The organism is uncultured Senegalimassilia sp. (assembly GCF_934636665.1).
Lineage (GTDB): Bacteria > Actinomycetota > Coriobacteriia > Coriobacteriales > Eggerthellaceae > Senegalimassilia.
Genome location: NZ_CAKUAT010000001.1, coordinates 108,804 through 131,856 on the forward strand (window position 1 = coordinate 108,804; position 23,053 = coordinate 131,856).

Annotated in this window: 31 protein-coding genes; all 31 read right to left on the minus strand. The window is 62.8% G+C overall.

Translation table 11 applies throughout. The annotated features are described in order from the left end of the window. Positions 1–9: 9 nt before the first annotated feature. Positions 10–1,290 (minus strand): preprotein translocase subunit SecY, encoded by a 1,281-nt coding sequence (secY, locus tag Q0G75_RS00500; RefSeq protein ID WP_294414540.1) that lies wholly within the window; start codon positions 1,288–1,290, stop codon positions 10–12. Next, on the minus strand, positions 1,284–1,733 hold the full coding sequence (gene rplO / locus Q0G75_RS00505) for a 50S ribosomal protein L15 (RefSeq protein WP_294414541.1): 450 nt from the start codon (positions 1,731–1,733) through the stop codon (positions 1,284–1,286). The genes secY and rplO overlap by 7 nt, the downstream gene beginning before the upstream one ends. Positions 1,734–1,893: 160 nt before the next feature. Then, positions 1,894–2,085, minus strand: a complete 192-nt coding sequence (gene rpmD / locus Q0G75_RS00510; RefSeq protein WP_042432910.1) for a 50S ribosomal protein L30 — start codon at positions 2,083–2,085, stop codon at positions 1,894–1,896. Between the two features lie 3 nt (positions 2,086–2,088). Beyond that, a complete protein-coding gene (gene rpsE, locus Q0G75_RS00515; protein ID WP_042432906.1) occupies positions 2,089–2,610 on the minus strand; it encodes a 30S ribosomal protein S5 in 522 nt (173 codons plus the stop codon). A gap of 14 nt (positions 2,611–2,624) precedes the next feature. After that, on the minus strand, positions 2,625–2,993 hold the full coding sequence (gene rplR / locus Q0G75_RS00520; RefSeq protein ID WP_042432903.1) for a 50S ribosomal protein L18: 369 nt from the start codon (positions 2,991–2,993) through the stop codon (positions 2,625–2,627). Positions 2,994–3,025: 32 nt separating this feature from the next. Beyond that, positions 3,026–3,565: a 50S ribosomal protein L6 gene (rplF, locus tag Q0G75_RS00525; protein WP_294161402.1), complete on the minus strand. Its 540-nt coding sequence runs from the start codon at positions 3,563–3,565 to the stop codon at positions 3,026–3,028. 19 nt (positions 3,566–3,584) lie between these two features. Continuing rightward, a complete protein-coding gene (gene rpsH / locus Q0G75_RS00530; RefSeq protein WP_042432896.1) occupies positions 3,585–3,983 on the minus strand; it encodes a 30S ribosomal protein S8 in 399 nt (132 codons plus the stop codon). A gap of 109 nt (positions 3,984–4,092) precedes the next feature. Next, positions 4,093–4,278: a type Z 30S ribosomal protein S14 gene (locus Q0G75_RS00535; protein WP_042432893.1), complete on the minus strand. Its 186-nt coding sequence runs from the start codon at positions 4,276–4,278 to the stop codon at positions 4,093–4,095. 99 nt (positions 4,279–4,377) lie between these two features. Then, complete coding sequence (rplE, locus tag Q0G75_RS00540) at positions 4,378–4,929, minus strand: 50S ribosomal protein L5 (protein WP_294414542.1); 552 nt, start codon at positions 4,927–4,929, stop codon at positions 4,378–4,380. 116 nt (positions 4,930–5,045) lie between these two features. Further along, the gene (gene rplX / locus Q0G75_RS00545; RefSeq protein WP_294360889.1) at positions 5,046–5,360 is read right to left on the minus strand and encodes a 50S ribosomal protein L24; all 315 of its coding nucleotides are present in this window, start codon (positions 5,358–5,360) and stop codon (positions 5,046–5,048) included. A gap of 24 nt (positions 5,361–5,384) precedes the next feature. Continuing rightward, positions 5,385–5,753 carry a 50S ribosomal protein L14 gene (rplN, locus tag Q0G75_RS00550; RefSeq protein ID WP_042432884.1) on the minus strand — a complete coding sequence of 123 codons (369 nt, stop codon included), beginning with the start codon at positions 5,751–5,753 and terminating at the stop codon, positions 5,385–5,387. A gap of 50 nt (positions 5,754–5,803) precedes the next feature. Continuing rightward, positions 5,804–6,064: a 30S ribosomal protein S17 gene (gene rpsQ / locus Q0G75_RS00555; RefSeq protein ID WP_294360677.1), complete on the minus strand. Its 261-nt coding sequence runs from the start codon at positions 6,062–6,064 to the stop codon at positions 5,804–5,806. Between the two features lie 16 nt (positions 6,065–6,080). Then, complete coding sequence (gene rpmC, locus Q0G75_RS00560) at positions 6,081–6,275, minus strand: 50S ribosomal protein L29 (protein WP_009306348.1); 195 nt, start codon at positions 6,273–6,275, stop codon at positions 6,081–6,083. Continuing rightward, positions 6,276–6,698, minus strand: a complete 423-nt coding sequence (rplP, locus tag Q0G75_RS00565; RefSeq protein WP_294414543.1) for a 50S ribosomal protein L16 — start codon at positions 6,696–6,698, stop codon at positions 6,276–6,278. It abuts the gene before it with no gap. Then, complete coding sequence (gene rpsC / locus Q0G75_RS00570) at positions 6,698–7,411, minus strand: 30S ribosomal protein S3 (RefSeq protein WP_042432875.1); 714 nt, start codon at positions 7,409–7,411, stop codon at positions 6,698–6,700. The genes rplP and rpsC overlap by 1 nt, the downstream gene beginning before the upstream one ends. Positions 7,412–7,416: 5 nt before the next feature. Further along, positions 7,417–7,758, minus strand: coding sequence for a 50S ribosomal protein L22 (rplV, locus tag Q0G75_RS00575; RefSeq protein ID WP_042432872.1), 342 nt, complete (start codon positions 7,756–7,758; stop codon positions 7,417–7,419). Positions 7,759–7,771: 13 nt separating this feature from the next. Further along, entirely contained in the window at positions 7,772–8,044 is a 273-nt protein-coding gene (gene rpsS, locus Q0G75_RS00580; RefSeq protein ID WP_281624042.1) for a 30S ribosomal protein S19, read from the minus strand. 22 nt (positions 8,045–8,066) lie between these two features. Next, positions 8,067–8,897 (minus strand): 50S ribosomal protein L2, encoded by an 831-nt coding sequence (gene rplB / locus Q0G75_RS00585; RefSeq protein ID WP_042433633.1) that lies wholly within the window; start codon positions 8,895–8,897, stop codon positions 8,067–8,069. Between the two features lie 439 nt (positions 8,898–9,336). Further along, the gene (rhaM, locus tag Q0G75_RS00590) at positions 9,337–9,678 is read right to left on the minus strand and encodes an L-rhamnose mutarotase (protein WP_042432867.1); all 342 of its coding nucleotides are present in this window, start codon (positions 9,676–9,678) and stop codon (positions 9,337–9,339) included. 226 nt (positions 9,679–9,904) lie between these two features. After that, positions 9,905–11,272, minus strand: a complete 1,368-nt coding sequence (locus Q0G75_RS00595; protein ID WP_294414544.1) for an MFS transporter — start codon at positions 11,270–11,272, stop codon at positions 9,905–9,907. Between the two features lie 42 nt (positions 11,273–11,314). After that, positions 11,315–12,253: a rhamnulose-1-phosphate aldolase gene (rhaD, locus tag Q0G75_RS00600; RefSeq protein WP_294414545.1), complete on the minus strand. Its 939-nt coding sequence runs from the start codon at positions 12,251–12,253 to the stop codon at positions 11,315–11,317. A gap of 106 nt (positions 12,254–12,359) precedes the next feature. Beyond that, the gene (locus Q0G75_RS00605) at positions 12,360–13,619 is read right to left on the minus strand and encodes an L-rhamnose isomerase (RefSeq protein ID WP_294414546.1); all 1,260 of its coding nucleotides are present in this window, start codon (positions 13,617–13,619) and stop codon (positions 12,360–12,362) included. 102 nt (positions 13,620–13,721) lie between these two features. After that, positions 13,722–15,200, minus strand: coding sequence for a rhamnulokinase (gene rhaB, locus Q0G75_RS00610; RefSeq protein WP_294414547.1), 1,479 nt, complete (start codon positions 15,198–15,200; stop codon positions 13,722–13,724). Beyond that, positions 15,200–16,687 carry a pyruvate kinase gene (gene pyk / locus Q0G75_RS00615; protein WP_294414548.1) on the minus strand — a complete coding sequence of 496 codons (1,488 nt, stop codon included), beginning with the start codon at positions 16,685–16,687 and terminating at the stop codon, positions 15,200–15,202. The genes rhaB and pyk overlap by 1 nt, the downstream gene beginning before the upstream one ends. 172 nt (positions 16,688–16,859) lie before the next feature. Then, positions 16,860–17,627 (minus strand): ATP-binding cassette domain-containing protein, encoded by a 768-nt coding sequence (locus Q0G75_RS00620; protein ID WP_294414549.1) that lies wholly within the window; start codon positions 17,625–17,627, stop codon positions 16,860–16,862. After that, a complete protein-coding gene (pstC, locus tag Q0G75_RS00625) occupies positions 17,612–19,333 on the minus strand; it encodes a phosphate ABC transporter permease subunit PstC (protein WP_294414550.1) in 1,722 nt (573 codons plus the stop codon). The genes Q0G75_RS00620 and pstC overlap by 16 nt, the downstream gene beginning before the upstream one ends. Positions 19,334–19,403: 70 nt before the next feature. Further along, the gene (locus Q0G75_RS00630; protein WP_294414552.1) at positions 19,404–20,372 is read right to left on the minus strand and encodes a phosphate ABC transporter substrate-binding protein; all 969 of its coding nucleotides are present in this window, start codon (positions 20,370–20,372) and stop codon (positions 19,404–19,406) included. 465 nt (positions 20,373–20,837) lie between these two features. Next, positions 20,838–21,218: a desulfoferrodoxin family protein gene (locus Q0G75_RS00635; RefSeq protein WP_294414553.1), complete on the minus strand. Its 381-nt coding sequence runs from the start codon at positions 21,216–21,218 to the stop codon at positions 20,838–20,840. A gap of 147 nt (positions 21,219–21,365) precedes the next feature. Next, a complete protein-coding gene (lgt, locus tag Q0G75_RS00640; RefSeq protein ID WP_294414554.1) occupies positions 21,366–22,196 on the minus strand; it encodes a prolipoprotein diacylglyceryl transferase in 831 nt (276 codons plus the stop codon). Positions 22,197–22,476: 280 nt separating this feature from the next. Next, a complete protein-coding gene (locus Q0G75_RS00645) occupies positions 22,477–22,773 on the minus strand; it encodes a hypothetical protein (protein ID WP_294414555.1) in 297 nt (98 codons plus the stop codon). Between the two features lie 45 nt (positions 22,774–22,818). Further along, entirely contained in the window at positions 22,819–23,052 is a 234-nt protein-coding gene (locus Q0G75_RS00650; RefSeq protein ID WP_114620220.1) for a NifU family protein, read from the minus strand. Position 23,053 lies beyond the last annotated feature (1 nt).

The window sequence follows — 23,053 nt, forward strand, 5'->3', positions numbered from 1 at the left end:
AAGGTTTCCTTACTTGAAGAAACCCTCGTAGTTATGCATCTTCAACTGACTTTCAACCTTGCTCATGGTATCGAGCGCAACGCCGATCATGATCAGGATGGAAGTACCGCCGAACGCCTGGATAAGCGTGTTGCCGGTGAAGTAGAAGATAATAGTCGGCACGACCGCGATGACCGCGATGAAGATGCCACCCGGAAGCGTAACGCGATGCAGCACGTTCTTGATATAGGTCACGGTAGCGGAACCGGGACGCACACCGGGAATGAAGCCGCCCTGCTTGCGCAGGTTGTCCGCCGTCTCCTCGGGATTGAACACCATGGAGGTGTAGAAATACGCGAAGAAGACGATCAGCGCGATGGTGAGGATCCAGTTCACCCAACCCGTGGAAATAGCATCGGCGAAAGCCGTCAACCAACCCACGTTGAACAGAGCCGCAAGCTGAGCCGGGAAGTAAATCAGGCAGCTTGCGAAGATGATCGGGATGACGCCCGCCGCATTCACCTTCAAGGGAATGTAGGTGGACTGACCGCCCATCATCTTACGACCCTGCACGCGCTTGGCGTAGTTCACCGGGATACGGCGCTGTGCGCGCTCCACGAAGATGATCGCGGGGATGCACACGAGCACCACTGCCAGGATGAGCGCCGTGATGGCGATACCCATTCCGGTATCGGTGGTCAGGTTCACCGAAGAGAAGATGGCCGAAGGCACACGGCTGACGATGCTCACGAAGATGATGAGCGACATGCCGTTGCCGACGCCGCGCTGCGTGATGAGCTCGCCCATCCACATGATGAACGCGGTACCGGCCACCAACGTGAACACCACCAGAATGTCGGTGACGATCTCGGGAACCTCGGAAGAGAACACCACGCCGTACTGCGGGGACTTGAACAACAGCAGGTAACCGATGGCGTTGATCAGACCAAGGGCCAGCGTCAGGTAGCGCGTGACCTGGGTGATGCGACGCCTACCGGTCTCGCCTTCCTTCGCCCAACGGCCCACCGCCGGGATAACGCCCTGCATCAGCTGCATAATAATGGATGCGGTGATGTAGGGCATGATGCCCAGCGAGAATACCGAGAAGTTCGAAAGCGCGCCGCCGGTGAACAGGTCCAGCATGGTCATGGACACGCCCGAATCCTGGAACGAGTCAGCGAACTCGTGGAACGGGATGCCCGGAACCGGCACGTAGGAACCGAATCGATAGAGCGCAAGGATACCCAGCGTGAACAAGATCTTCTTGCGCAGCTCGGGAACCTTGAACGCGTCGATGATAGAGCTTAGCAAGGCTCTTCGACCTTTCCGCCAGCTGCCTCGATCTTCGCCTTGGCGGAGGCAGAAACCTTGTCGACCTTGATGGTCAGGGCCTTGGTGATGTCGCCATCGCCGAGAACCTTCACCAGGGCGTCCTCATGCTTGATGATGCCCTTGGCCTTCAGAGAAGCACCGTCGACGACGTCGCCGGCCTCGAAGTTCTCCTCAAGACGGGAGACGTTGACGGGCAGGTACTCGACGCGGTTAATGTTGCGGAAGCCAGGCAGCTTCGGCAGACGACGGGCCAGCGGGGTCTGGCCGCCCTCGAAGCCGGCGCCCTTGCCGCCACCGGAGCGGGACTTCTGGCCGTTCATACCGCGGCCGGCGGTCTTGCCCTGACCAGCAGCGTGGCCGCGGCCGACGCGCTTGCGGTTCTTACGAGAGCCCTCTGCGGGCTTGAGGTCCTTGAGTTCCATTCTTTTCTCCTTGCAGATAGCTTACCGGGCTCCCGCCCGGTGCTGGCAGCTCGCCGCCAGCAAACTTCCAATACAGCCGATTGGCGCGCCGGAAGCCGACACGCCAATCGAAAATTTTACCCGAGACGGGTAAGTATGCCAAGGTGGCAACTTGGGAACTTTACAGCTCCTCCACCTTGATGAGATGCTTCACCTTGAAGATCATGCCACGGATGTTGGCATTGTCGACCTGGTCGATGGAGCGGCCGATCTTGCCGAGGCCCAGGGCCTTCAGCGTTGCAGCCTGGTCCTTCTTGTAACCGATGGAGCTCTTCACCTGCGTAAGACGCAGCGTCTTCTTAGCGTCGGACATTGGTTACTCCTTCCAGCCGTAAATCTTGGCAACGGAAATGCCACGACGCTCGGCGACGGACTCGGGAGACTGCATTTCCTTCAGACCCTCGGCCGTGGCCTTGACGACGTTCATGACGTTGTCGGTGCCCAGAGACTTGCACAGGACGTTCTCCACACCGGACAGCTCCAGGACGGCACGTGCAGCGCCGCCGGCGATAACGCCGGTACCGGGAACAGCAGGCTTGATCAGAACGCGACCGGCACCGAACTCGCCGATGATCTCATGCGGCAGCGTCTTCTCGTCGGTCAGCGGCACGGAGAACATGTTCTTCTTTGCGTCCTCCACGCCCTTCTTGATGGCCGTAGGCACTTCCTGGGACTTGCCCATGCCGATGCCGACGTGGCCGTTGCGGTCGCCCACGACCACCAGCGCGGTCAGACCGAAACGGCGACCACCCTTGACGACCTTGGACACGCGGTTGATGTAAACGACGCGCTCTTCGAGCTCGGGAGCTGCGGCGTTCTCTTGCTTGTTGCGAGCCATAGACTAAACCCCTTCTAGAATTTCAGACCGGCTTCACGAGCAGCGTCGGCCAGAGCCTTGACGCGCCCATGATACAGGTTGCCGCCACGATCGAAAACGACTTCCGTGATGCCGCATTCCTGAGCCTTCTTGCCTGCGATCTCACCGAGAGCGGTAGCGCCCTCGACGTTAGCGCCGTTCTTGCCCGTGGCCTTGAAATCAGGGCCCAGGGTGGAAACGCCGCACAGGGTCTTGCCCGCAACGTCGTCGACGAACTGCACGTAGATGTTGTTGTTGCTGCGCGTCACGCAAAGACGGGGACGCTCCGGCGTGCCGGAGATCTTACCGCGCACGCGACGATGGCGACGGGCCAGCGCAGCTTGCTTTTTCTGAAGCTTATTCATGGTAATCCCTTCGTTCAGTTACGCTTGCGCGCTTAGTCCTTGCCAGCCTTGCCGACCTTGCGGCGGACATGCTCGCCCTCATAGCGGATGCCCTTGCCCTTGTAAGGCTCAGGCTTGCGCCATGCGCGGACGTTAGCGGCCACCTGGCCGACCTGCTCCTTGCTGATGCCGGAGACGACGATCTCGGTCTGGCTGGGAACCTCGAACGTGATGTTCTCAGGGCACTCCATGAGAACGGGATGCGAGAAGCCCAGCTGCATCTCCAGGTCCTTGCCCTTCAGCGCGGCACGATAGCCGACGCCGACCAGCTGCAGCTTCTTCTGGTAACCGGCGGAAACGCCCTCGACCATGTTGTGGATGAGGGTGCGGGTAAGGCCGTGCAGGCTCCTGGCCTCACGGGAGTCGTCAGGACGGGAGACGATGATCTCCTCGCCTTCCTGGCTGATGGTCATCATGGGGTTGAACTCGCGGGTGAGCTCGCCCTTGGGGCCCTTGACCGTCACGATGTGGCCGTCGATCTTCACGTCGACGCCGGCAGGAACGGTAACGGGCTGCTTGCCGATACGAGACATAAACCTATCCCTTCCTTTCCTACCAGATGTACGCGATAACCTCGCCGCCGATGCCCTTCTTGCGGGCGTCGCGGTCGGTCATCACGCCGTTGGACGTGGAGACGATTGCAGTGCCGAGGCCGCCCAGAACGCGGGGCAGCTCGTCCTTGCCGGCGTAGATGCGCAGACCCGGCTTGGAGATGCGGCGGATGCCGCGGATGGTCTTGGCCTTCTTCTCGCCGTACTTCAGCGTGATTTCGAGCGTGGCACGAGGCTCGCCTTCGACAACCTCGTAGCCGGCCACATAGCCCTCTTCCTGCATGATGCGGGCGATCTCGACCAGCTTCTTGCTGGAGGGCATGGAGACCGTAGCCTTGCCGGCAGAGTTAGCGTTACGCACGCGCGTAAGCATATCTGCGATAGGGTCAGTCATGGTCATAGTAAGTTTCTCCTTTGGTTCGTGATGAGCCGATCGGTTCGGTTCGGATAGGCGCCCTTAGCACCCCCGCCTGAACCGTGGCACACCCGTACGTACCTTGTGTTGGGGCCTACCAGGAAGCCTTGGTCACGCCGGGCAGCTCGCCTTTGTTGGCCAGCTCGCGCAGGCACACGCGGCACAGGCCGAACTTACGGTAGTAAGCGCGCGGACGCCCGCAACGCGTGCAGCGATTGTGCTGGCGCGTGGAGAACTTCGGCTCGCGCTCGCTCTTGGCGATCATCGATTTCTTTGCCATGCAAATCCTTCTTTCTTGTTTCCAAGCCCGCCGGGAAGGCGGGCTTTAAACTGCCTGCAGGATGACCTGGCCGGCCATCCTTACGGTCAAACAAAAGGGTTAGTCGCGGTCCTTGAACGGGAAGCCGAGCGCGGAAAGCAGCGCGAAGGCGTTCTCGTTGTTGCCGGCGGTGGTGACGAACGTGATGTCCATACCACGGGTGCGGTCGACCTTATCGTACTCGATCTCGGGGAAGATCAGCTGCTCGGTGATGCCGAGCGTGTAGTTGCCGCGACCGTCGAAGCTGGTCGGGGAGATGCCGCGGAAGTCGCGGACGCGCGGCAGAGCTGCGGCCAGCAGACGATCCAGGAACTCCCACATGCGGTCGCCACGCAGGGTGACCTTGCAGCCGATGGCCTGGCCCTCGCGAACATGGAAGCCTGCGATGGACTTCTTGGCACGGGTGATGCAGGGCTGCTGACCGGTGATGATGCGCATATCGTTCATGGCGGCATCAAGCAGCTTGTGGTCGGAGGCGGCGGCGCCGACACCCATGTTCACGACGATCTTCTCGAGACGCGGAACGTTGTTGATGTTGGCGATCTCCAGCTCGGACTTGAGCTTGCTGACGATCTCGTTCTTGTACTTCTCTTTGAGACGAGGAGTAGTCATGCGATTTCCTTTCGATGAATTAAACACAGGATTTCCGACCCTGCGTCCCTGGTCTTATATGGCCAGGGTCATATTCTAAACGCGGCCCGCGCAAAGGCGGGCCGCCTTCAACAAAACTATTTATCGATGTCCTTGCCGCACTTCTTGCAAACGCGGACCTTCTTGCCGGCCTCGTTCACGCGGTGGGACACGCGGGTGGGCTGCTTGCACTCGGGGCAGACGACCATGACGTTGGAGACATGGATGGGAGCCTCGACGGACATGATGCCGCCCTGCGGGTTCTGCTGAGTGGGGCGCATGGCCTTCTTGACCATGTTCACCTTCTCGACGACCACGCGCTGCTTGCTGGGGAGAGAACGAACGACCTGGCCCTCCTTGCCCTTGTCCTTGCCGGACAGAACGCGGACGGTGTCGCCCTTCTTGATGTTCATGCTGTTCATTGCGAATAACCCCCTTTACAGCGTCTCAGGTGCCAAGGACACGATCTTCATGTACTTCTTCTCGCGCAGCTCGCGGGCGACGGGCCCGAAGATACGCGTGCCGCGCGGCGCACCGTTGGCGTCGATCAGGACGGCGGCGTTCTGGTCGAACTTGATGTAGCTGCCGTCAGCGCGACGAACTTCCTTCTTCACGCGCACAACGACGCAGCGCACGACGTCACCCTTTTTGACAGCACCGTTGGGCATAGCCTCTTTGACGCTGCAGATGATCACGTCGCCCAGGCCCGCGTAACGGCGCTTGGAGCCGCCCAGGACCTTGATGCACTGCACCTTGCGAGCGCCGGAGTTGTCGGCGACCGCGAGCATGGTTTGCATCTGAATCATTGCTTCAACCTATCTTTCAATCGGTAATCTGATGGGATAAGAGGAAAGGGCTATTTCGCCTTTTCGTTGATCTCCACCAGACGCCAGCGCTTCATCTTGGACAGCGGACGGGTCTCCATGATGGTGACGGTATCGCCGACGCCAGCCTCGTTGTTCTCGTCATGCGCGTGGAACTTCTTGGTGGTCGTCATCATCTTCTTGTACACCGGATGCGGCTTGCGCTCGGCGACGGAGACGACGATCGTCTTGTCGTTAACGGCGCTGACCACGATGCCCTGGCGGACCTTACGCGTATTACGCTCTTCGCTCATGTTATCAAACCTTCCTTTATGCGCTCAGCTCACGGGCGCGCATCTCGGTCTGGATGCGAGCGATGTCCTTCTTGACCTGCTTCACGCGTGCGGTGTTGTCAAGCTGGCTCGTTGCCATCTGGAAGCGCAGGTTGAAAAGCTCAGCGCGTGCTTCCTTGAGTTTGGCCTGCAGATCGTCGGCAGACAGCTCACGAATCTCTGCTGCTTTCATTTACTCCTGCCCTTCCGTTTCCTTGGTCACAATCTTGCACTTGATGGGCAACTTGTTGATTGCAAGGCGGAGCGCCTCTTTGGCCGTGGCATCGTCGACGCCGTCGATCTCGAACATGATGCGACCGGGCTTGACGACCGCGACCCAAGCCTCGGGGTTGCCCTTACCGGAACCCATGCGGGTCTCAGCCGGCTTCTTGGTGATCGGCTTGTCCGGGAAGATGGTGATCCAGACCTTACCGCCACGCTTCATGCAACGGGTCATGGCGATACGAGCGGCCTCGATCTGACGGTTGGTGATCCAGTGTGCTTCCAGGGCCTGGATGCCCCAGGTGCCGTGGTTCAGACGGGTACCACCCTTTGCACGGCCCTTCATGGAACCGCGCTGCACCTTGCGGTGCTTAACACGCTTAGGTACGAGCATTACTTGCGCCCCCTATCATTACGGTCGTTGCGGCGGGAACGGTTCGGGCGAGAGCTGCCCTCGAGCTGAGGCTGCGGAGCCTTCTGGCCCGGTAGGACCTCGCCGTGGTACACCCACACCTGAACGCCGATGGCGCCCATCTGCGTGCGGGCGGTGCAGAAACCGTAGTCAACCTTGGCACGCAGCGTGTGCAGCGGCACGCGACCCTCGCGGTACCACTCGCGGCGGCTCATCTCGGCACCGCCGAGGCGGCCGGCGCACTGGATGCGGATGCCCTTGGCACCGGACTTGCGGGCGGACTGCACGGCCTTGCGCATGGCGCGACGGAAAGCGACGCGGCCCTCGAGCTGCTCGGCAACGGACTGGGCGATGAGGTTGGCGTCCAGCTCGGGGCGCTTGACCTCGACGACCTCGATGTTGACCGGGCCGTTGGCGACCTTCTCAAGCTTCTTGCGCAGAGCGTCGATCTCGGCGCCCTTCTTGCCGATCACGACACCCGGGCGAGCCGTGGTGACGATGACCTTGATCTTGTCGCCTGCGCGCTCGATCTCGACCTTGGAGACGGCGGCACGGGCCAGCTGCTTGTCCAGGAACTTCCTAATGGCCAAGTCGTTTGCCAGGTTCTGGGCGTAATCCTTGTCGGCGTACCAACGGCTGCGCCACTCTTCGGTGATACCGAGGCGGAACCCGGTAGGGCTTACCTTCTGACCCATAGACTTTATGCCTCCTCTCGCGGAGCGACGATGATGGTGATGTGGCAGGTGCGCTTGCGGATGCGCGAAGCGGAACCCTTAGCGCGGGGACGGATGCGCTTGAGCGTGGGGCCCTCATCAACGAAGGCGGTCTTCACGACCAGCGTCTCCGGACGCACATGATGCTGGTACTCAGCGTTTGCCACAGCGGAGTTCAGCGTCTTCTCGACAACCTCGGCGGCTGCGCGATTGGTGAACATCAAGATCTCACGGGCAGCCGGGACGGACTTGCCGCGGATCAGGTCGACGACGATGCGTGCCTTGCGGGGCGACATGCGCACGGTACGTGCGATTGCTTTAGCTTCCATGATTCACCCCTTCTTATCGCTTCTTCTTGTCGGCTGCGTGACCCTTGAAGGTACGCGTGGGGGCGAACTCGCCCAGCTTGTGACCGACCATGGACTCGGTAACGTAAACCGGCACGTGCTTGCGACCGTCGTGCACCGCGATGGTGTGGCCCACCATTTCGGGGAAGATGGTGCTGGCACGGGACCAGGTCTTGATGACGTTCTTTTCGCCGGCCGCGTTCATCTTCTCGATGCGCTCAAGAAGGCGAGGCTCAACGAAAGGACCCTTCTTCAAACTTCTGCTCACTATTACTCCTTAACGCTTAGCGCTACTTCTTGCGACGGCGAATGATCAGGCGGCTAGAGGCCTTCTTCGGGTTGCGCGTACGATGACCCTTGGTCGGAACGCCCCAGGGGCTGACAGGGTGACGGCCAGAAGTCTTGTTCTTGCCTTCGCCACCGCCGTGGGGATGGTCCACAGGGTTCATGACGGTACCGCGAACCGTCGGGCGGATGCCACGCCAACGATTACGGCCGGCCTTGCCGATCGTGATGTTGGAGTGCTCGGCGTTACCGACCTCGCCGATGGTGGCGCGGCAGGTGAGCAGCACACGGCGCATTTCGGAGGAGGGCATGCGCAGGATGGCGTACTTGCCTTCCTTGCCCATCAGCTGGATGCTCGTGCCGGCGGAGCGGGCAAGCGCGGCGCCACGGCCGGGCTGCAGCTCGACAGCGTGGATGAGCGTACCGACGGGGATGCAGGACAGCGGCATTGCGTTGCCGGGCTTGATGTCCACATCGGTGCCGCTGACGATCATGTCGCCGACCTTCAGACCCTTCGGGTGAAGGATGTAGCGCTTCTCGCCGTCAACGTAGTGCAGCAGAGCGATACGAGCGGAGCGGTTCGGGTCGTACTCGATGGTAGCGACCTTTGCAGGCACGCCGTCCTTGTTGCGCTTGAAGTCGATGATGCGGTAACGACGCTTCACGCCGCCGCCCTGATGACGGACGGTGATGTGACCGTGGTTGTTGCGACCCGCCTTCTTGTTCAGCGGCGCAAGCAGGGACTTTTCCGGCTTGTCGCAGGTGATTTCGGCCTTGTCCGAAACCGTCTGGAAGCGACGACCGGGGCTAGTCGGCCTGTACTGTTTGACTCCCATTTCAAACCTTTCCATCTGGATTTCCGCTCGCATGCCTCACCATGCACCGGAGATCCTTCCTACAGATGTGGATGTGGCGATTGCCCAAGCACGCTCGTTTGAGGCCGAACGCACCGACTCCGTCAATCCACGCGCCCGGGTGTATCCATAAGTCACCAGACGCAACTGGACATTATACGAGCCTGCGCGAGTTGTTTCAAGGAAAACCTGCTTGAACGAAGCGCGCCCACAACCTGCACACAAGCCAAGTTGCGGGCGCTTACCTATTGATATGGAGAGAGGCTTGCGGGCTTCCCTCTATCACGATTTCCGCGATGCTGTCGAGCCGCTTCGCGCTTGCGGGGCCTCGTCCATGCCGATCCGGCGGCGCTGCGGGCCTGTCAGGCGCCTGGATGTCAGCCAAACCCGCACCCGCTGCGAGGCGCAACGCCGAAGCGCGCTAATCCAGATGGAACGCGCACGGCAGATCGACGCTTACCGGCGAGTTGTCGGCGTTGGTCTCCATGACGCTGGCCATGAAGTCCCACCACTTCCGGCAGATCTCGGTTTCCGCCGATTCCGCGTAACGCTCGGGATCGTCGAGCTCGATGTAGCCGAACAGGATGTTGGTCTCCTCGTCGATGAAAATGCTGTAGTTATGTCCGCCGTACTCGTGGAGCATATCGGCCATCTCGGGCCACAGCTCGTTGTGACGGCGCTCATACTCCTCGGCGAACCCCGGATACAGCTTCATCTTGAAGCCGCTAATGGTGCGGCCTTCGGCGGTTTTACGTACGGTCATCGCCTTTTCCTTTCATTACCGTTGAGGATATGGGCACGCAATCGCGCACGGACCCGGGGATTTCCCGACCCTTGCACGCACAGCGCGCACGCGCCGCGAAACGAGCATGCCCGAGCTTGCGGCGGCGCCGGGACGGACGAGAGGCTTCGAGCCCCTTCCCTGCCGGCACGTTATGCGCCGCGAAACGCGCATGCCCGAGCGGCTCGCCCGGGCATGCGCGAAAAAGTTACTGCAGCTTGCCGTAACGCTCTTCCGTGATTTGATCGAGCGTCTTGCCCTGCGTGTTCGGGCACCACACCACGCCGACCACAAGCGAGACCACCAGCACCGCGCACATGATGAGCGCAGCCGGGAAGAAGCCCGCCGGGTTGGTGGAGATATCGCCCATGATGGCGCCGACGCCTACGAGCGACCAGATGCCAAGGGCCGCGCGCACCAGGAAGAACATGATGCCCTGAGCACCGCCACGGTAGCGCGTCGGGAACAGCTCGGTTCCCCACAGCGCATAGAAGCACTGCGCCGAGAAGCCGGCCGAAACGCCCCACAGGATGACGTAGGCCCACAGGCACCAGCCCATGGAATCGGTGGTGCCGTTGTTGAGCGCCGCGCCGAAGATGGCGATGCACACCCACGAGGCAAGCGCCAACAGCGCCGATGCCCCGAACAGCACGCGATGCGGCACCTTATCGCCCAGCTTGGAGAACACCGCCAGCGAGCAGACCGCCACGAGCACCCATTGCACCACGCCGAGCAGGCTCTGCCCCACCGAATCGATGTTGCCGGCTGCGGCGTACAGATACGGCATGAACTGGCCGTTGGTGCCCGCCGCCAGGTTCCATGTCAGGTACACGGCCACCAAAAACACGATGGTCTTGACGTTGACGGGGTTCTTCAGCGCGTTGGCCATCATGCGGCCGAACGACTCGTGCTCGGCCGTTTCGGCCTGCTTCTCCGCCCAGTCCTTGGACTCCTGCAGCTGACGCTGAAGGTTCCATGCGACGAGCGCCACCACGAGCAGCACCAGGAAAAGGATGCGCGTGGACAGCAAGCCGTCGAAGGGACCGTAGGTTCCGGCGGGCAGCAGCGTCTTGCCATCGGCCGCGAAACCGGGGAGCACGAACGACAGGGCCAAAGACAGCAGGAATATGATGGCCGGCCCGCAGCTCCATGCGAACTGGCTGATGCCGATGTTCGCGGCGCGCTTGGTGGACGTGGACGTTTCGGAGATGTAGCTCCACGATGCGGGGACGCCCGCTCCCACCGACAGGCCGGAGAGCACCACGCCCACAACCACCATGGGCAGGTTCATGGCGCACATGGCGATGGCCACGCCGATCGCATACACCAGCAGGTTGTAACGGTAGATGATGGTGCGCCCGTACTTGTCGGTCAGAAAACCGCCGATAAGCGCGCCGACGGCGGCGCCGAACGCGTTCGCGCCGATGGCGCCCAAGATGGAGGTCCACATCGAGCCGAAGCCGAATGCCGCGGCCCATGCCGTCAGCGCCACCGACGACGCCACGATGCACCCCGAATCCAGGAAGTTCGTCAACGACACCGCGATGGTGCCCTTGCGCTCCTGAGACATTGCCATGATCGATCCGCCTTTCACTTGTTCCTATGGCCGGCGGCTGCGCTAGTCCAGGAAGCTTTCATTGATGTCGAGCTTGAAATCGCGGGCGATGGCGCGCAGGCCGTCGTCGGTGATGGTGTTGAGGAACTCATCGCTGCCGCCGTTGAGCATACGCGCCTCGGCGTAGATGGCCGCGGCCTTCTCGATGGTGTGCATAAGGCCGAACGCCGTGTCGAAATCAGGGCCGGACACGAACAGGCCGTGCTGCGCCCAGATGGCGGCGTCGTAGGTTTTCATGAGCTCGCAGGTTGCCTGCGCGATCTCGGAGCCGCCCGGGACCATCCACGGCACGACGCCCACGCCCTTCGGGAACACCACGATGCACTCGGTCATGGCCTTCCACAGGGCGCGCGTGATGGTGCGCGCGTCAAGCGGCATGACGAACGACAGCGCGATGACGTTCTGCGGATGCGCATGGTAGATCACGCGGCAGGCGCCGTCGGTGGCGGCCACGCGGACGCTGTGGTTCATGAAATGCGTGGGAAACTCGCTGGTGGGAACGCCGCCGTCCTTCAGGCCCCACACGATGCGCCACGCATCGCCGGCGTCGTTGATCTCGACGATGCCCACGTTGGCGGCGGGGTCGAGCTGCACGTTGCGCATGTAGCGGCCCGAGCCGGTGGTGGCGAAGAACGCGCCGCGCAGATTGTCGGCCTGCACGCCCATGGACACCCAGCTGGAGGGGTTGTCGTAGAAGAACGGGCGGCACGCGCCCACCTGCTCGTCGGTCAGGCGGTACGTCAGGTTGCCGCCGTTGCGCTCGTGCCAACCCTGGTCCCAGCCGTCGGTGCACAGGCGCACGAACGCCTTCATGAACGGCTGCTGCTCCACGGCCACGCCCGAGACGGCGCCCTTGGCGACAGTGACGCCCTTGTCGAGCACGCCCTGCGCGGCCTGAGCGCCGCGGCCCAGCACGTCCTGGGCGCTATCCAAAATACCCATGTTCCTGCCTTTCGATGATGCGCCGGGAACTTCGACGCGGATCGGGCGGGCTCGGATGCAGATCCTCGCCCGCCGCTTGCTTTCATTGCATGTAAGGGCTGATCGCCTATGCGCGGCCGGAGAGCACCTCATCCTCATAGGCCTTGATGGGCTCCCACAGCCCGCCATCGGTCGGCACGCCCTCGCGACGGCAGTACTCGTCCCACACGGCGCCGAACGGCATGGTCTTGAACTGCTCGGTGACGATCATCTTCTCGGAGAAGCGGTACGTATCCTGCAGCTCCTTGAGGCGCTCGACAGGCTGCAGCAGCTCGAACAGCAGGCTCTTCTCCATGGCGCGGGTGCCGGTCGCCCAAGCGCCGATGCGGTTGATGGACGCGTCGAAGAAGTCGAGGCCGATGATGACCTTGTCCCAGCCGCCCGGGCAGCGCACGATCTCGCCGGCGATCTCCTTGATGTTGTCCTCGAACAGCACCACGTGATCGGAATCCCAGTGCATGGAGCGGGTGACGTGCAGCGGCACGTACGGGAAGAACAGCAGCAGGCTGGAGAGCTTGTCGGCGATGTTCTCCATGGGGTTGAAGTGGCCGGCGTCGATGAGCACCACGTGGTTGCCGCCCTTCTTCGCGGCATAGGACACGTAGAACTCCTGGTTGCCGGTGGTGAAGCCCTCCACGCCGATGCCGAAGACCTTCTGCTCCATGGCGTCGATGACGTGCGGCGTGTCGAAGGAGTAGATCTCGTCGAGCGCGTCGCGCAGACGCTCGCGCATGCCGTAGCGGTCGGCCGGGTGGTCCTTCAGGCCGTCGGGGATCCAGAAGTTGTTGAGCACCATGTCGTCAAGCTCCTCGCCGATGCGCTCGGCGATCTTGCGGCAGGCGATGCAATGGCGGATCCAGAAGTCACGCACGTCCTTGTCCGGAGAGGAGACGGTCAGGCCCTCCTTGACCATAGGGTGGCTGAACAGCGTGGGGTTGAAGTCGATGCCGTAGCCGTGCTCCTTGGCCCAAGCCACCCAGGGCTCGAAGTGCTTGTACTCGATCTGGTCGCGGTCGACCCAGGGGTTCTCGTCGGTGAAGATGGCATAGCTGGCATGCAGGTTGATGCGCTTCTTGCCGGGGATGAGGCTGCACGCCTTCTCGAAGTCGGCCGTCAGCTCCTCGAAGGTGCGGGCGCGGCCCGGGTAGTTGCCCGTGGTCATGATGCCGCCGGAAGCCGCGTTGTCCTTCTGGTCGAAGCCCATGACGTCGTCGCCTTGCCAGCAGTTGACAGAGATCGCCTTGCCGGCCAGCTTCGCCAGGACCGCCTCGGTGTCGATGCCCTCGGCGGCGTATGCCTCGCGTGCCAGTTCGTAAGCTGTGCTCATATGCGCTCCTATCTTGGATGAATGGATATGTTCAAGCCGCGATGCGGCGGTGAACCGATTCGGATGCGCAGGGCCGACGCGCGGCGGCCCTGCGCGTACGGGTTATTCAGGCTGGTATTCCACCACGTCGAACGATCGGCGGATGGCCTCTCGAGCCTCGTCGAGGTCGGCGAAGACGCCGTCGCCGATCATCTGCACCATGAGGTTTCCCAGGCTGGTGCCCTCGATGGGGCCGGCGAACACGGGGATGCCGCATGCACGGGCCGTCAGCTCATTAAGGTAAGTGTCCTGACATCCCCCGCCGACGATGTTAATGGAGGTGTACGTGCGGCCGGTCAGCGCCGACAGCTCGTTGATGGAATCGGCGTAACAGCCCGTCAGGCTCTCGTACACGCAGCGCATCAGCTCGCCGACGGTGTCGGGAACGGGCTGGCCCGTTTCGCGGCAGGCGGTCTTGATCTCCTCGATCATGGACGCGGGAGCCAAGAAGCGGTCGTCGTTGACGTTGACGTGCGGGACGGGGGCGTCGGGATGCAGCTGCTGCTCGGCGCGCGCGGCATCCGCCAGCTCGCCGAAGCCGACCTCTTTCGCGGCGCGCTTGAGCTCGGCGCCCTTGCCGGCGACGTAACTGACGCCGTTGAGTTCACGGCGGATGGACTGGATCATCCACAGGCCCATGATGTTCTTCAGGAAGCGGAAACGCTTCAAGTAGCCGCCCTCGTTCGTGAAGTTCTGATACCTGCTGGCATCGGAGGTGATGGGGCCTTCGTGCTCAACGCCGAGCAGGCTCCACGTGCCGCTTGAGAGGTAGACCGCCTGCGCGTCGCGCGCGGGCACCGCCAGAAACGCCGAACCCGTGTCGTGCGTGGCGGGCAGCATGACCTGGGCGTCGAAGCCCACGCGCTGCTGCACCTCGGGCGTAAGCCCGCCCACTACCGTACCGGGCATGGCGATGTCGCCGAACAGGCGCGCGGGGGCCTCCGCCGCCTCAAGCGCGAACGGATCCCACGTGCAGGTGCGCGCGTTGACGAGGTTCGTGGTGGTGGCGTTGGTGTATTCGTTGACCATGTTGCCCGTGAGCAGGTAGTTCAGGTATTCGGGCACCATGAGGAAGCGATCGGCCGCCTCAAGCTCCTCGGGATGCTCGCGCGAGAGCGCCGCAAGCTGGTAAACCGTGTTAAACGCTTGGCGCTGGATGCCCGTGACGCGATAGAGCCTCTCCAGGCCGATGCCCGCATCGACATCGGCGGCGACATCGCTGGTGCGCACGTCGCGATACGCCACCGCGTCGCCGACAAGCCGGCCCTGCGCATCGACCAAGACGAAGTCCACGCCCCAGGTGTCGATGCCGATCGTCTCGGGGATCTTGCCGGCTTCGCGGCATTTCTCCAGGCCGATCAGGATGTTTTCCCAGATCATGTCGATATCCCAGCAATCGTGCCCGCGGCGGCGCACCTGCACGTTGTCGAAGCGGTGCACCTCCTCGAGCTCGATGACGCCGTTTCCGTTCACGCTACCGAGCACGTGGCGCCCGCTTGACGCCCCGATGTCGATGGCGAGGTAGTAACGCTGCTGCGGCATTACTTCCCTCCCTTTTGTTTGGTTGTATCGTTTTCCCGGATCTGCACCACGTACATGACGTTGGTGGCCGCGACGGACTCCGCGCCGTCGGGGCCCTTGGACACCACGGGGCTGGTAGAGCGATCGCCCGCGGTGAACACGGCAACGTCGCCCGGGCGCAGAAGGCCCTTCGACACCACGGCATCGCGCGCGTTGTCCACGACGCTGCGCATATCGCCCTGCACATCGCCGAGCATGGGCACGACGCCCCAGTGGATCTGCTGCTGGCGCATCACGCGCTCCGACGGCGTGACCGCGTAAATGGGAACGCGCGGACGCAGATTGGACACCAAGCGCACCGTACGGCCCGACATGGTGGGCGCCACGATGCAGGCGGCGTTGACGGTTTCGGCGGTTTGCACGGCGGCAAGGCCCACGGCCAGAGCCACGCGCGCGGCGACGCGCGTACGATCGGGGAAGCGCTCGTCGAACAGGTACGGCTCGCTTGCCTCGGCGACGCGGGCCATCATCTGCACGGCGGGAACCGGGTACTGGCCGCACGCCGTTTCGCCCGACAGCATGACCGCGTCGGTGCCGTCGTAGATGGCGTTGGCCACATCCCCCACCTCGGCACGCGTGGGACGAGGGTTGCGGATCATGGAATCGAGCATCTGCGTTGCCGTGATGACGGGCTTCGACGCGCGATTGCAGGCGCGGATGATCTCCTTCTGGATGTGCGGCACCTTATATGCCGGAACCTCCACGCCCAAATCGCCGCGGGCGATCATGATGCCGTCGGACGCCTCTATGATCTCGTTGATGTTCTCGACGGCCTCGTGGCATTCGATTTTCGAGAGGAACATGATGTCGGAGCCGCCGTGCTCGTTCAAAAACGCGCGCATCTCGCGCACGCCCGCGGCATCGCGGATAAAAGACGCGGCGATGAAGTCGACGCCTTGCTCGATGCCGAACAGCAGGTCGGCGCGATCCTGGTCGGTCATGACCGGCAGGGGCAGCGATGTTCCGGGAAGGTTCATGGATTTGCGCTCGCCGAGCATGCCGGAGTTTTGCACGGTGCAATGGATGTCGCCGCCCTCAACGCCGTCGACGGCAAGCTCGATGAGCCCGTCGTCGACCAGGATGACCGTGCCGGGAGAAACGACATCGGCCAGGCCCTTGCACGTTTGGCTGACCACGCGATCGCTGCCTTCGACCGCCGCCTCGGTGAACGTGAACGAGTTGCCCGCCATAAGCTGCACCGGCTTATGGCCCGCCAGCTCGCCCGTGCGGATTTCCGGGCCCTTCGTGTCGAGCAAGATGGCGCAGGGGCTATCCATTTCGCGACGGACCTTGCGCAAACGGTCCATGCGCGCACGCTGCTCATCATGCGAGCCGTGCGAGAAATTGAAGCGGGCGATATCCATACCCGCGCAGATCAGCCCTTTGAGCGTCGACTCGCTGTCGACGGACGGGCCAAGGGTGCACACGATCTTCGTTCGCTTTGCCATGCAGCCACCTTACCGTTGCGTTTCGTCTCGTAAATACGAAAACTATACCGCTAAACGGCTGCGATTCCTCGGCAATCGGAAAACCCCACTTTTGCGCTAGACTCAGCGCACAGGCCTCCACGGAAAGGCAGCGAGCATCATGCGGACGCTACATCGCCCGGAACGCCGTAAGCTACAGCAGCTCCCCGCCATACAAGGGCTCGAGCACGGATTCCCGCTGGTTCTCGAACAGGTCGCGGGCGCTTCCGCACCATGCCACCTCGCCTTGCTGCAGGCACACGACGTTATCGGCGATGCGGCGCGCCTGCGCCAGATTATGCGTGACCACCGCAACCGCCGTTTGAGCGCTCACGCGGGTAAGCACCTCCTCGACCTGGGCGCTGCTTGCCACGTCGAGCGCCGAGCACGGCTCGTCAAGAAGCAGCACGGCCGGGTTCGTGGCCAGGGCGCGCGCGATGCACAGACGCTGCTGCTGCCCACCTGAAAGCTCCAAGGCGCTGCGTGAAACGTCGCCTTCCAGCTCGTCGAGCAGGCCGACGACGGAAAGCTGCTCGCGGACGATGCGCGAAAGCTCGCTGCGCTTGCGGATGCCCCGGTACCGCAAGGCGTACGTGATGTTGCGCTCCACCGAAAACGGGAACGGCGTGGGCTTCTGCATGACCATGCCCACGCGAGAGCGCACGGCGTCGGCGTCGAGCGCGGCCATATCCTGGCCGGACAGCTTCACCTCCCCCGTCCAACGCGCCTTCGGGACAAGCTCGAGCGTGCGGTTCAGACACGACAGCAACGTGGACTTGCCGCAACCCGATGGGCCGATGATGGCGGTTACCCGGCCCACCGAAGCATTAAGATCCACATCGCGCAAAACCTGACGCTTCCCGTACCATGCGCTCAAGCCGCGCACCTCAAGGATGTTCTCGTCGCTCACGACCGCATCCACCGCCTTTTCCTTATATATGCGTAACCGGAAACCAGCACGTTGCAGACAAGCACCAGCACCATGAGCACGAACGCCGTCGCGTACACCTGCGGGATGGTGGTCCCCTGCGCCAACATGAGATACAGATGAAGCGGCAGCGACATGGCGGGCTGGTCGATGCCCGTCGGCACGGGCGCGAAGGCCACACCGCCGGTGAAGATGAGCGGAGCCGCAGCGCCAAGCGCATACAATCCGCCCAGCACGACCGCCCCCAACAGCTCGCCGCGGCAATACGGCAGGACAAGCGTGCGCAGCACATACGTTTTCGAGCAGCCGAGCGCGTACGCGGCGCTAAGCAGGCTGCCGGGAACCTCGCGAAACGCCTTCTCCATGCGCACCTCGATGAAGGGGATGATCATGAGCGCAAGCGCCACGCCGCCCGCCAGCACGCAGCGGCCAAGACCCGCATCGCGAACCAGCACGGCATAGGCGAACAGGCCCATGACGATGGACGGCGCGCCACCCGCCACGGACATGATGCGCCCCATGAGGTTTTGCGCCCACGCGCGGCGCGAGAGGAACACGCGCCATACCGCCACGCTTGCCGCCAACGGGACCGCGATGACGAGCGCGCACCCGGTGAACCAGGCACTGCCCGCGATAGCCGGGAAGATGCCGCCCTCGCTGCCGAGCACGACGCCGGACGGGCTTTGCGTGATGAACTCCCACGATATGCAGCCCGCGCCCTGGACGAACACGTAGCCGAACAGGAATGCGATGGCGCCGCCTACGACGGCCGTTGCGGCAAGCGCCCAAACGCGCACCACCGCGCCGCCGGCGCGGCCGAGCACCCACGAACCTGCGAACGCAGTGCGCGAGACGCGGCGCGTCAAAGCGCGCTGCAGGCACACGCAAGCAAGGTCGACGGCCAAAACGATGGCAAGCAGCACGAACCCTGCAGCGAACAACGCATGCATGTGCGTGCTCCCCGCCGCCGCGGTTCCCATTTCAAGCGCGATGAGCGAGGCGATGGTCTCGCCCTTGCCCAACAACGTAGGGAACAGATTGGCGTTGCCCGCCACCATCATCACGGCCATGGTCTCGCCCATGGCACGGGCGAAGGCCATCATGGCGCTCGGCCATATAAGCCGCAGCGAAACCGGCAGGACCACGCCATACACGCCCCACCAGCGGCTCACGCCCAACGCCAGCGACGCCTCCAGATAGCGCTCGCGCACGCCGACCATCGACTCGGTCATAGTGGACACCATATACGGCAGCACCATGACGGCCAGCACGATGCTTGCGGCCAGGATGCAATTGCCCGAAGGCACGCCTGCGTCTATGAACGCGGGCACCAGCACTTCAAGCCCCACGAAACCGTACACGACCGAGGGGATGCCGGCCAGAAGGTCGATGGCCCCGCATAGCACGGTGCGCAGCGCCGTGGACGCCGAGCACGACAGGAACAGGGCGCATCCGATGGCGACGAACAGCGCCATCGCAAGGGCGACGGCCGAGGTGAGCAGCGTGGCGGCGATGAAGTTCGCGATGCCGAACGATGCGCCACCGCCGAAATCGACGGGCATCCAGTCGCTGCCGAGCAAAAACGCCCCAACGCCCACTTCGCCGACCACAGGCCACGCCTGCACCGCCACGGTGAGCACCACCCACGCCAACGCCGCCGCGCAGGAAACGCACAGAACCGTTATCGAGATTGCTTGCAAACGATCCGCCCGCACACGGTGCGGGCGGATCGAGGGAACATATCGCATGTTCTTCTAACTCTGCGATTCGTTATGCGGTGAACGACGGGATGTAGCCGTTGGAGCGGATGACCTTGATGCCGGCATCGGAGAAGATGTAGTCGATGAAGGCCTGCTCGGAGCTGCTCGGCTCGCCCACGCCCACGAACATGACCGGACGCTGGATCTTGTAGTCGCCGGAGATGATGTTGGCCTCGGTTGCCTCGACGCCGTCGACCTTCATGGCGACCAGCTTCTGACCGTTGGCATTGGCCTTGTTGTACGCGCCGAAGCCGGCATAGCCGATGGCCCACTTGTTGTTGGCGATGTTGGTGGCCAGCTCGGTCATGGATGCGGACTGTGTGGCGGAGTCGGTCACCTTGCTGTCGCCCATAACGGACTTCTGGAACACCTCGTAGGCGCCGCCGGACAGGTCGCGGATGTACACCTGGATCTGCTCAGCGGGCAGGGAGGCGTCCACCTGGTCCCACGTGGTGATCTCGCCGGCGAAGATCTTGCGAATGGTGTCGGTGGACATGTCGTCCATCGTGGACACAAGGGGGTTCTCGGCGTTCACGGAAACGGTCAGCGCATCCTTGGCAACCTCGTACTCCTTGTAATCGCCCAGGGCTTCCTTCTCGGAATCCTTCAGCGTGCGGGCGACCATGCCGAAGTCGCACGTACCCTCTTCAAGCGCGCTCACGCCGACGCCCGAGCCGCCCGGCGCCACGTAGATGGAGATGTTCTTCTCCGGGAAGCTGGAATCCACCTTGTTCCACTTCACGTACTCGTCGGTATACGAAGATGCCAGCGAGGAGATGATGGGATACAGCGAGGTGGAGCCGCAGAACATGATGTTGGACTGGAAGTCGCCGGATGCCTGCTTGGTTGCGGAGCTATCCGAGCCGGCTTGCGAGGAGCCGTTCGACGAGCAGCCCGCCAGCAGGCCGCAGCACAGCGTGAGCGCCAGCGCGGCAACCGCCACGGCGCGGAAGCGATGCTTCTTGGTTTCGTTCTCCATGGTGTTCCTTTCCTTGGTTTTCCGCACAGCAAAGCACAGCACGGCAAATGCGCGCTGCGTTTTGTCTTTACCTATGCAGAAAGGGTTTGAAGCGGCCGCACGGCGAATTGGGCAGACGCCAATGCGCAAAGCTGTGCAGAATTCAGCTTTGCCAGACCGCAATAGATATCTCAAGTGTAGGAAGAGCTTCGACGATGTGTCAAGGACCAAAAGGCCGAAGTGCCGCCAGGCATAGCGCAGCGGCTTGCACCAAGCCAGAAAGCATAGCGCGATATGCGTAATCGCTGCCAACAACGGAAGCGAGGCGAATGACTGCGCGCTGGCACTCGAATGCGCCCCGCCGGTCTCTTGGCGCGGCGGAGGCGATGCGGGAAAGCCCGCATCAGGCAGATTCGCACGCTGAGACGAAACGGACCCGCAGCACGCCGCTGCGGGTCCGTCTTTCTTGCGCGTTAGGACTAGATCTTAGATCTCCTTGACCCACAGGCCGTGGAGGTTGCAGTACTCGTATGCCTTCACCGGCGCATCGCCCGCTGCCAGGGCGAAGGTTGCCTCAGGGGCATCCTGAGCGGTGAGCGGCGCGATCTGGTAGCCCTTTTCGGTGACGAGCACGATGAACGTGATCAGATGCTCGGGCGTCATGGGATGAGCGACCTCGCCGACCTTCACGTTGACCGCGGAGCCGTCGACGACGACCTGCGGCACGTGCTTCTCCATTGCAGCGTCGGTGTCGTTGGCGCGGAGCTCGACCATCTGCTCGCCGCAGCAGGACATGGGCACGCCCTGGTCGAACGGCTTAATGGCCACGTTGCCGCAGTGCATGCACTTGAAGAATTTGACGTCCATGGTAAACCCCTCTCAGGTTTCAACGGCAACCCCCGGGGTGCCGTTGCTCTCAGTATAGAAACGCCCAGCGCGAGCGGAAGGTGCGCGGGTGGACGTTCGCCAACCCGTTACGCTCCCGCAGCCCGTCTGTTGCATAGCTATATGATACTAACTTTGTACCATTTCTGGAAGCCCCTTTTGCGGTTTCTTGACGCGAACGGCATAAACAAGGGCGCACACCCCCGCCACCATAAGCGGCACGCTGAGGACCTGGCCCATGGTCAACCACCCTCCCCACAGGTAGCCGATCTGCGCATCAGGCTGGCGAACGAACTCAATGAGGAAGCGGAATAGGCCGTAGCCAACCAGAAACACGCCTAAAAACGTCCCCTGCGGGCGCGGCGGCCGCTTTCGCGACAGGGCATACAGCACGCAGAACAGCACGATGCCCTCGAGCAGGGCCTCGTAGAGCTGCGAGGGGTGGCGCGGCATGGTGCCCGCCGTGCCGCCGAACACCACGCCCCACGGCAAGCTGGTGGGGGCGCCCCACAGCTCGCCGTTCACGAAGTTGGCGCAGCGGCCGAAGAACAGGCCGATGGGCGCCGCGATGCAGCCCATGTCCGCAAGCGTGAGATACGGGATGCCAGTGAAGCGCGCCGCCACGATGCCCGAGAGCAGCGCGCCGATAAGGCCCCCGTGGAAACTCATGCCGCCGTGGTTGAACGCCAAGATCTCGGCGGGATGGGAGAAATAGTAGCCGTCGCCGTAGACGAGGACGTAGCCCAAACGTCCCCCAAAGATCACGCCCACGATGGCGCACAGCACCACGGTGAGCAGGCTGTCCGCATCCACCCGCACCTTCCAACGCTTCGCCACCTGCCACAGCACAAGCGCCGCGCACACGAAGCCGGCGACATAGGCGATGCCGTACCAGCGCACGACAAAAGGCCCGATAGCGAACGCCACCGGGTCGAGCATGCGATATATTTCGTTTAACATGGGGAAAGCTCCGTTCCATAGCAGTCGAACGGAGAAAAGGATACCTTAGTTCAAGCCCCCTGCGCCAACCTGTTGAGCGCTTGCCCTAACCTCTTCACGAAGCGGACCGGGGATGGTGCGCAACAGCCGAACCTGCGCGCCACATTTGGGGCAATCAAGGGCGAACAGGGCTGTTTCGGGGCCCAATACCATGATGGCGCGGTATCGCGCCATATCGAATGCGCCGCATCCGCAGCTAGGGCATGCGGCATGTATGTTCACGGCCTCCACCGAAACGCCTTTAGAGCAAGAACCTGTTCGGGTTACCCTGACGGGTGGGGCCTTCGCTTGCACGATCGGCCGTGCTCGGCCCGTGCTCCAGGAAGAACTCGCAGAAGCGGCAGATCTCCTTGGCCGCCGCGTCGAAATCGCGGCTGGGATTGAGCAGCTTGCCGAAATCGGTGCACACCACGTGCGTGGGACGGAAGCAGGCGGCGAAGTGGCAATCTGCGGGGCACGGTTCGCCGGGAATGTTATGCGGGCAGCGGCCGTTCATCTCGGCATCTTCGTAGCAACCGCGCAATTCCCAACACTTCATGCTTTCCGCTTCCCTTCTCCGCCTGCTTACCTGGTGCTTACCTGCTTACATGACCGCCGGCACCACGCGGGTGACGCCGGGCACGCGCTCCTTGAGGATGCGCTCGACGCCGTTGGCCAGCGTCATCTGGGACATGGGGCAGCCCTTGCAAGCGCCTTGCAGCTCGACGGTGACCACGCCGTCCTCGTCGACGTCGACGAGCTTCACGTCGCCGCCATCAGCCTGCAGGCTGGGTCGGATGAGCTCGAGCACTGCTGCAACATCGGTCTTCTCAACCATG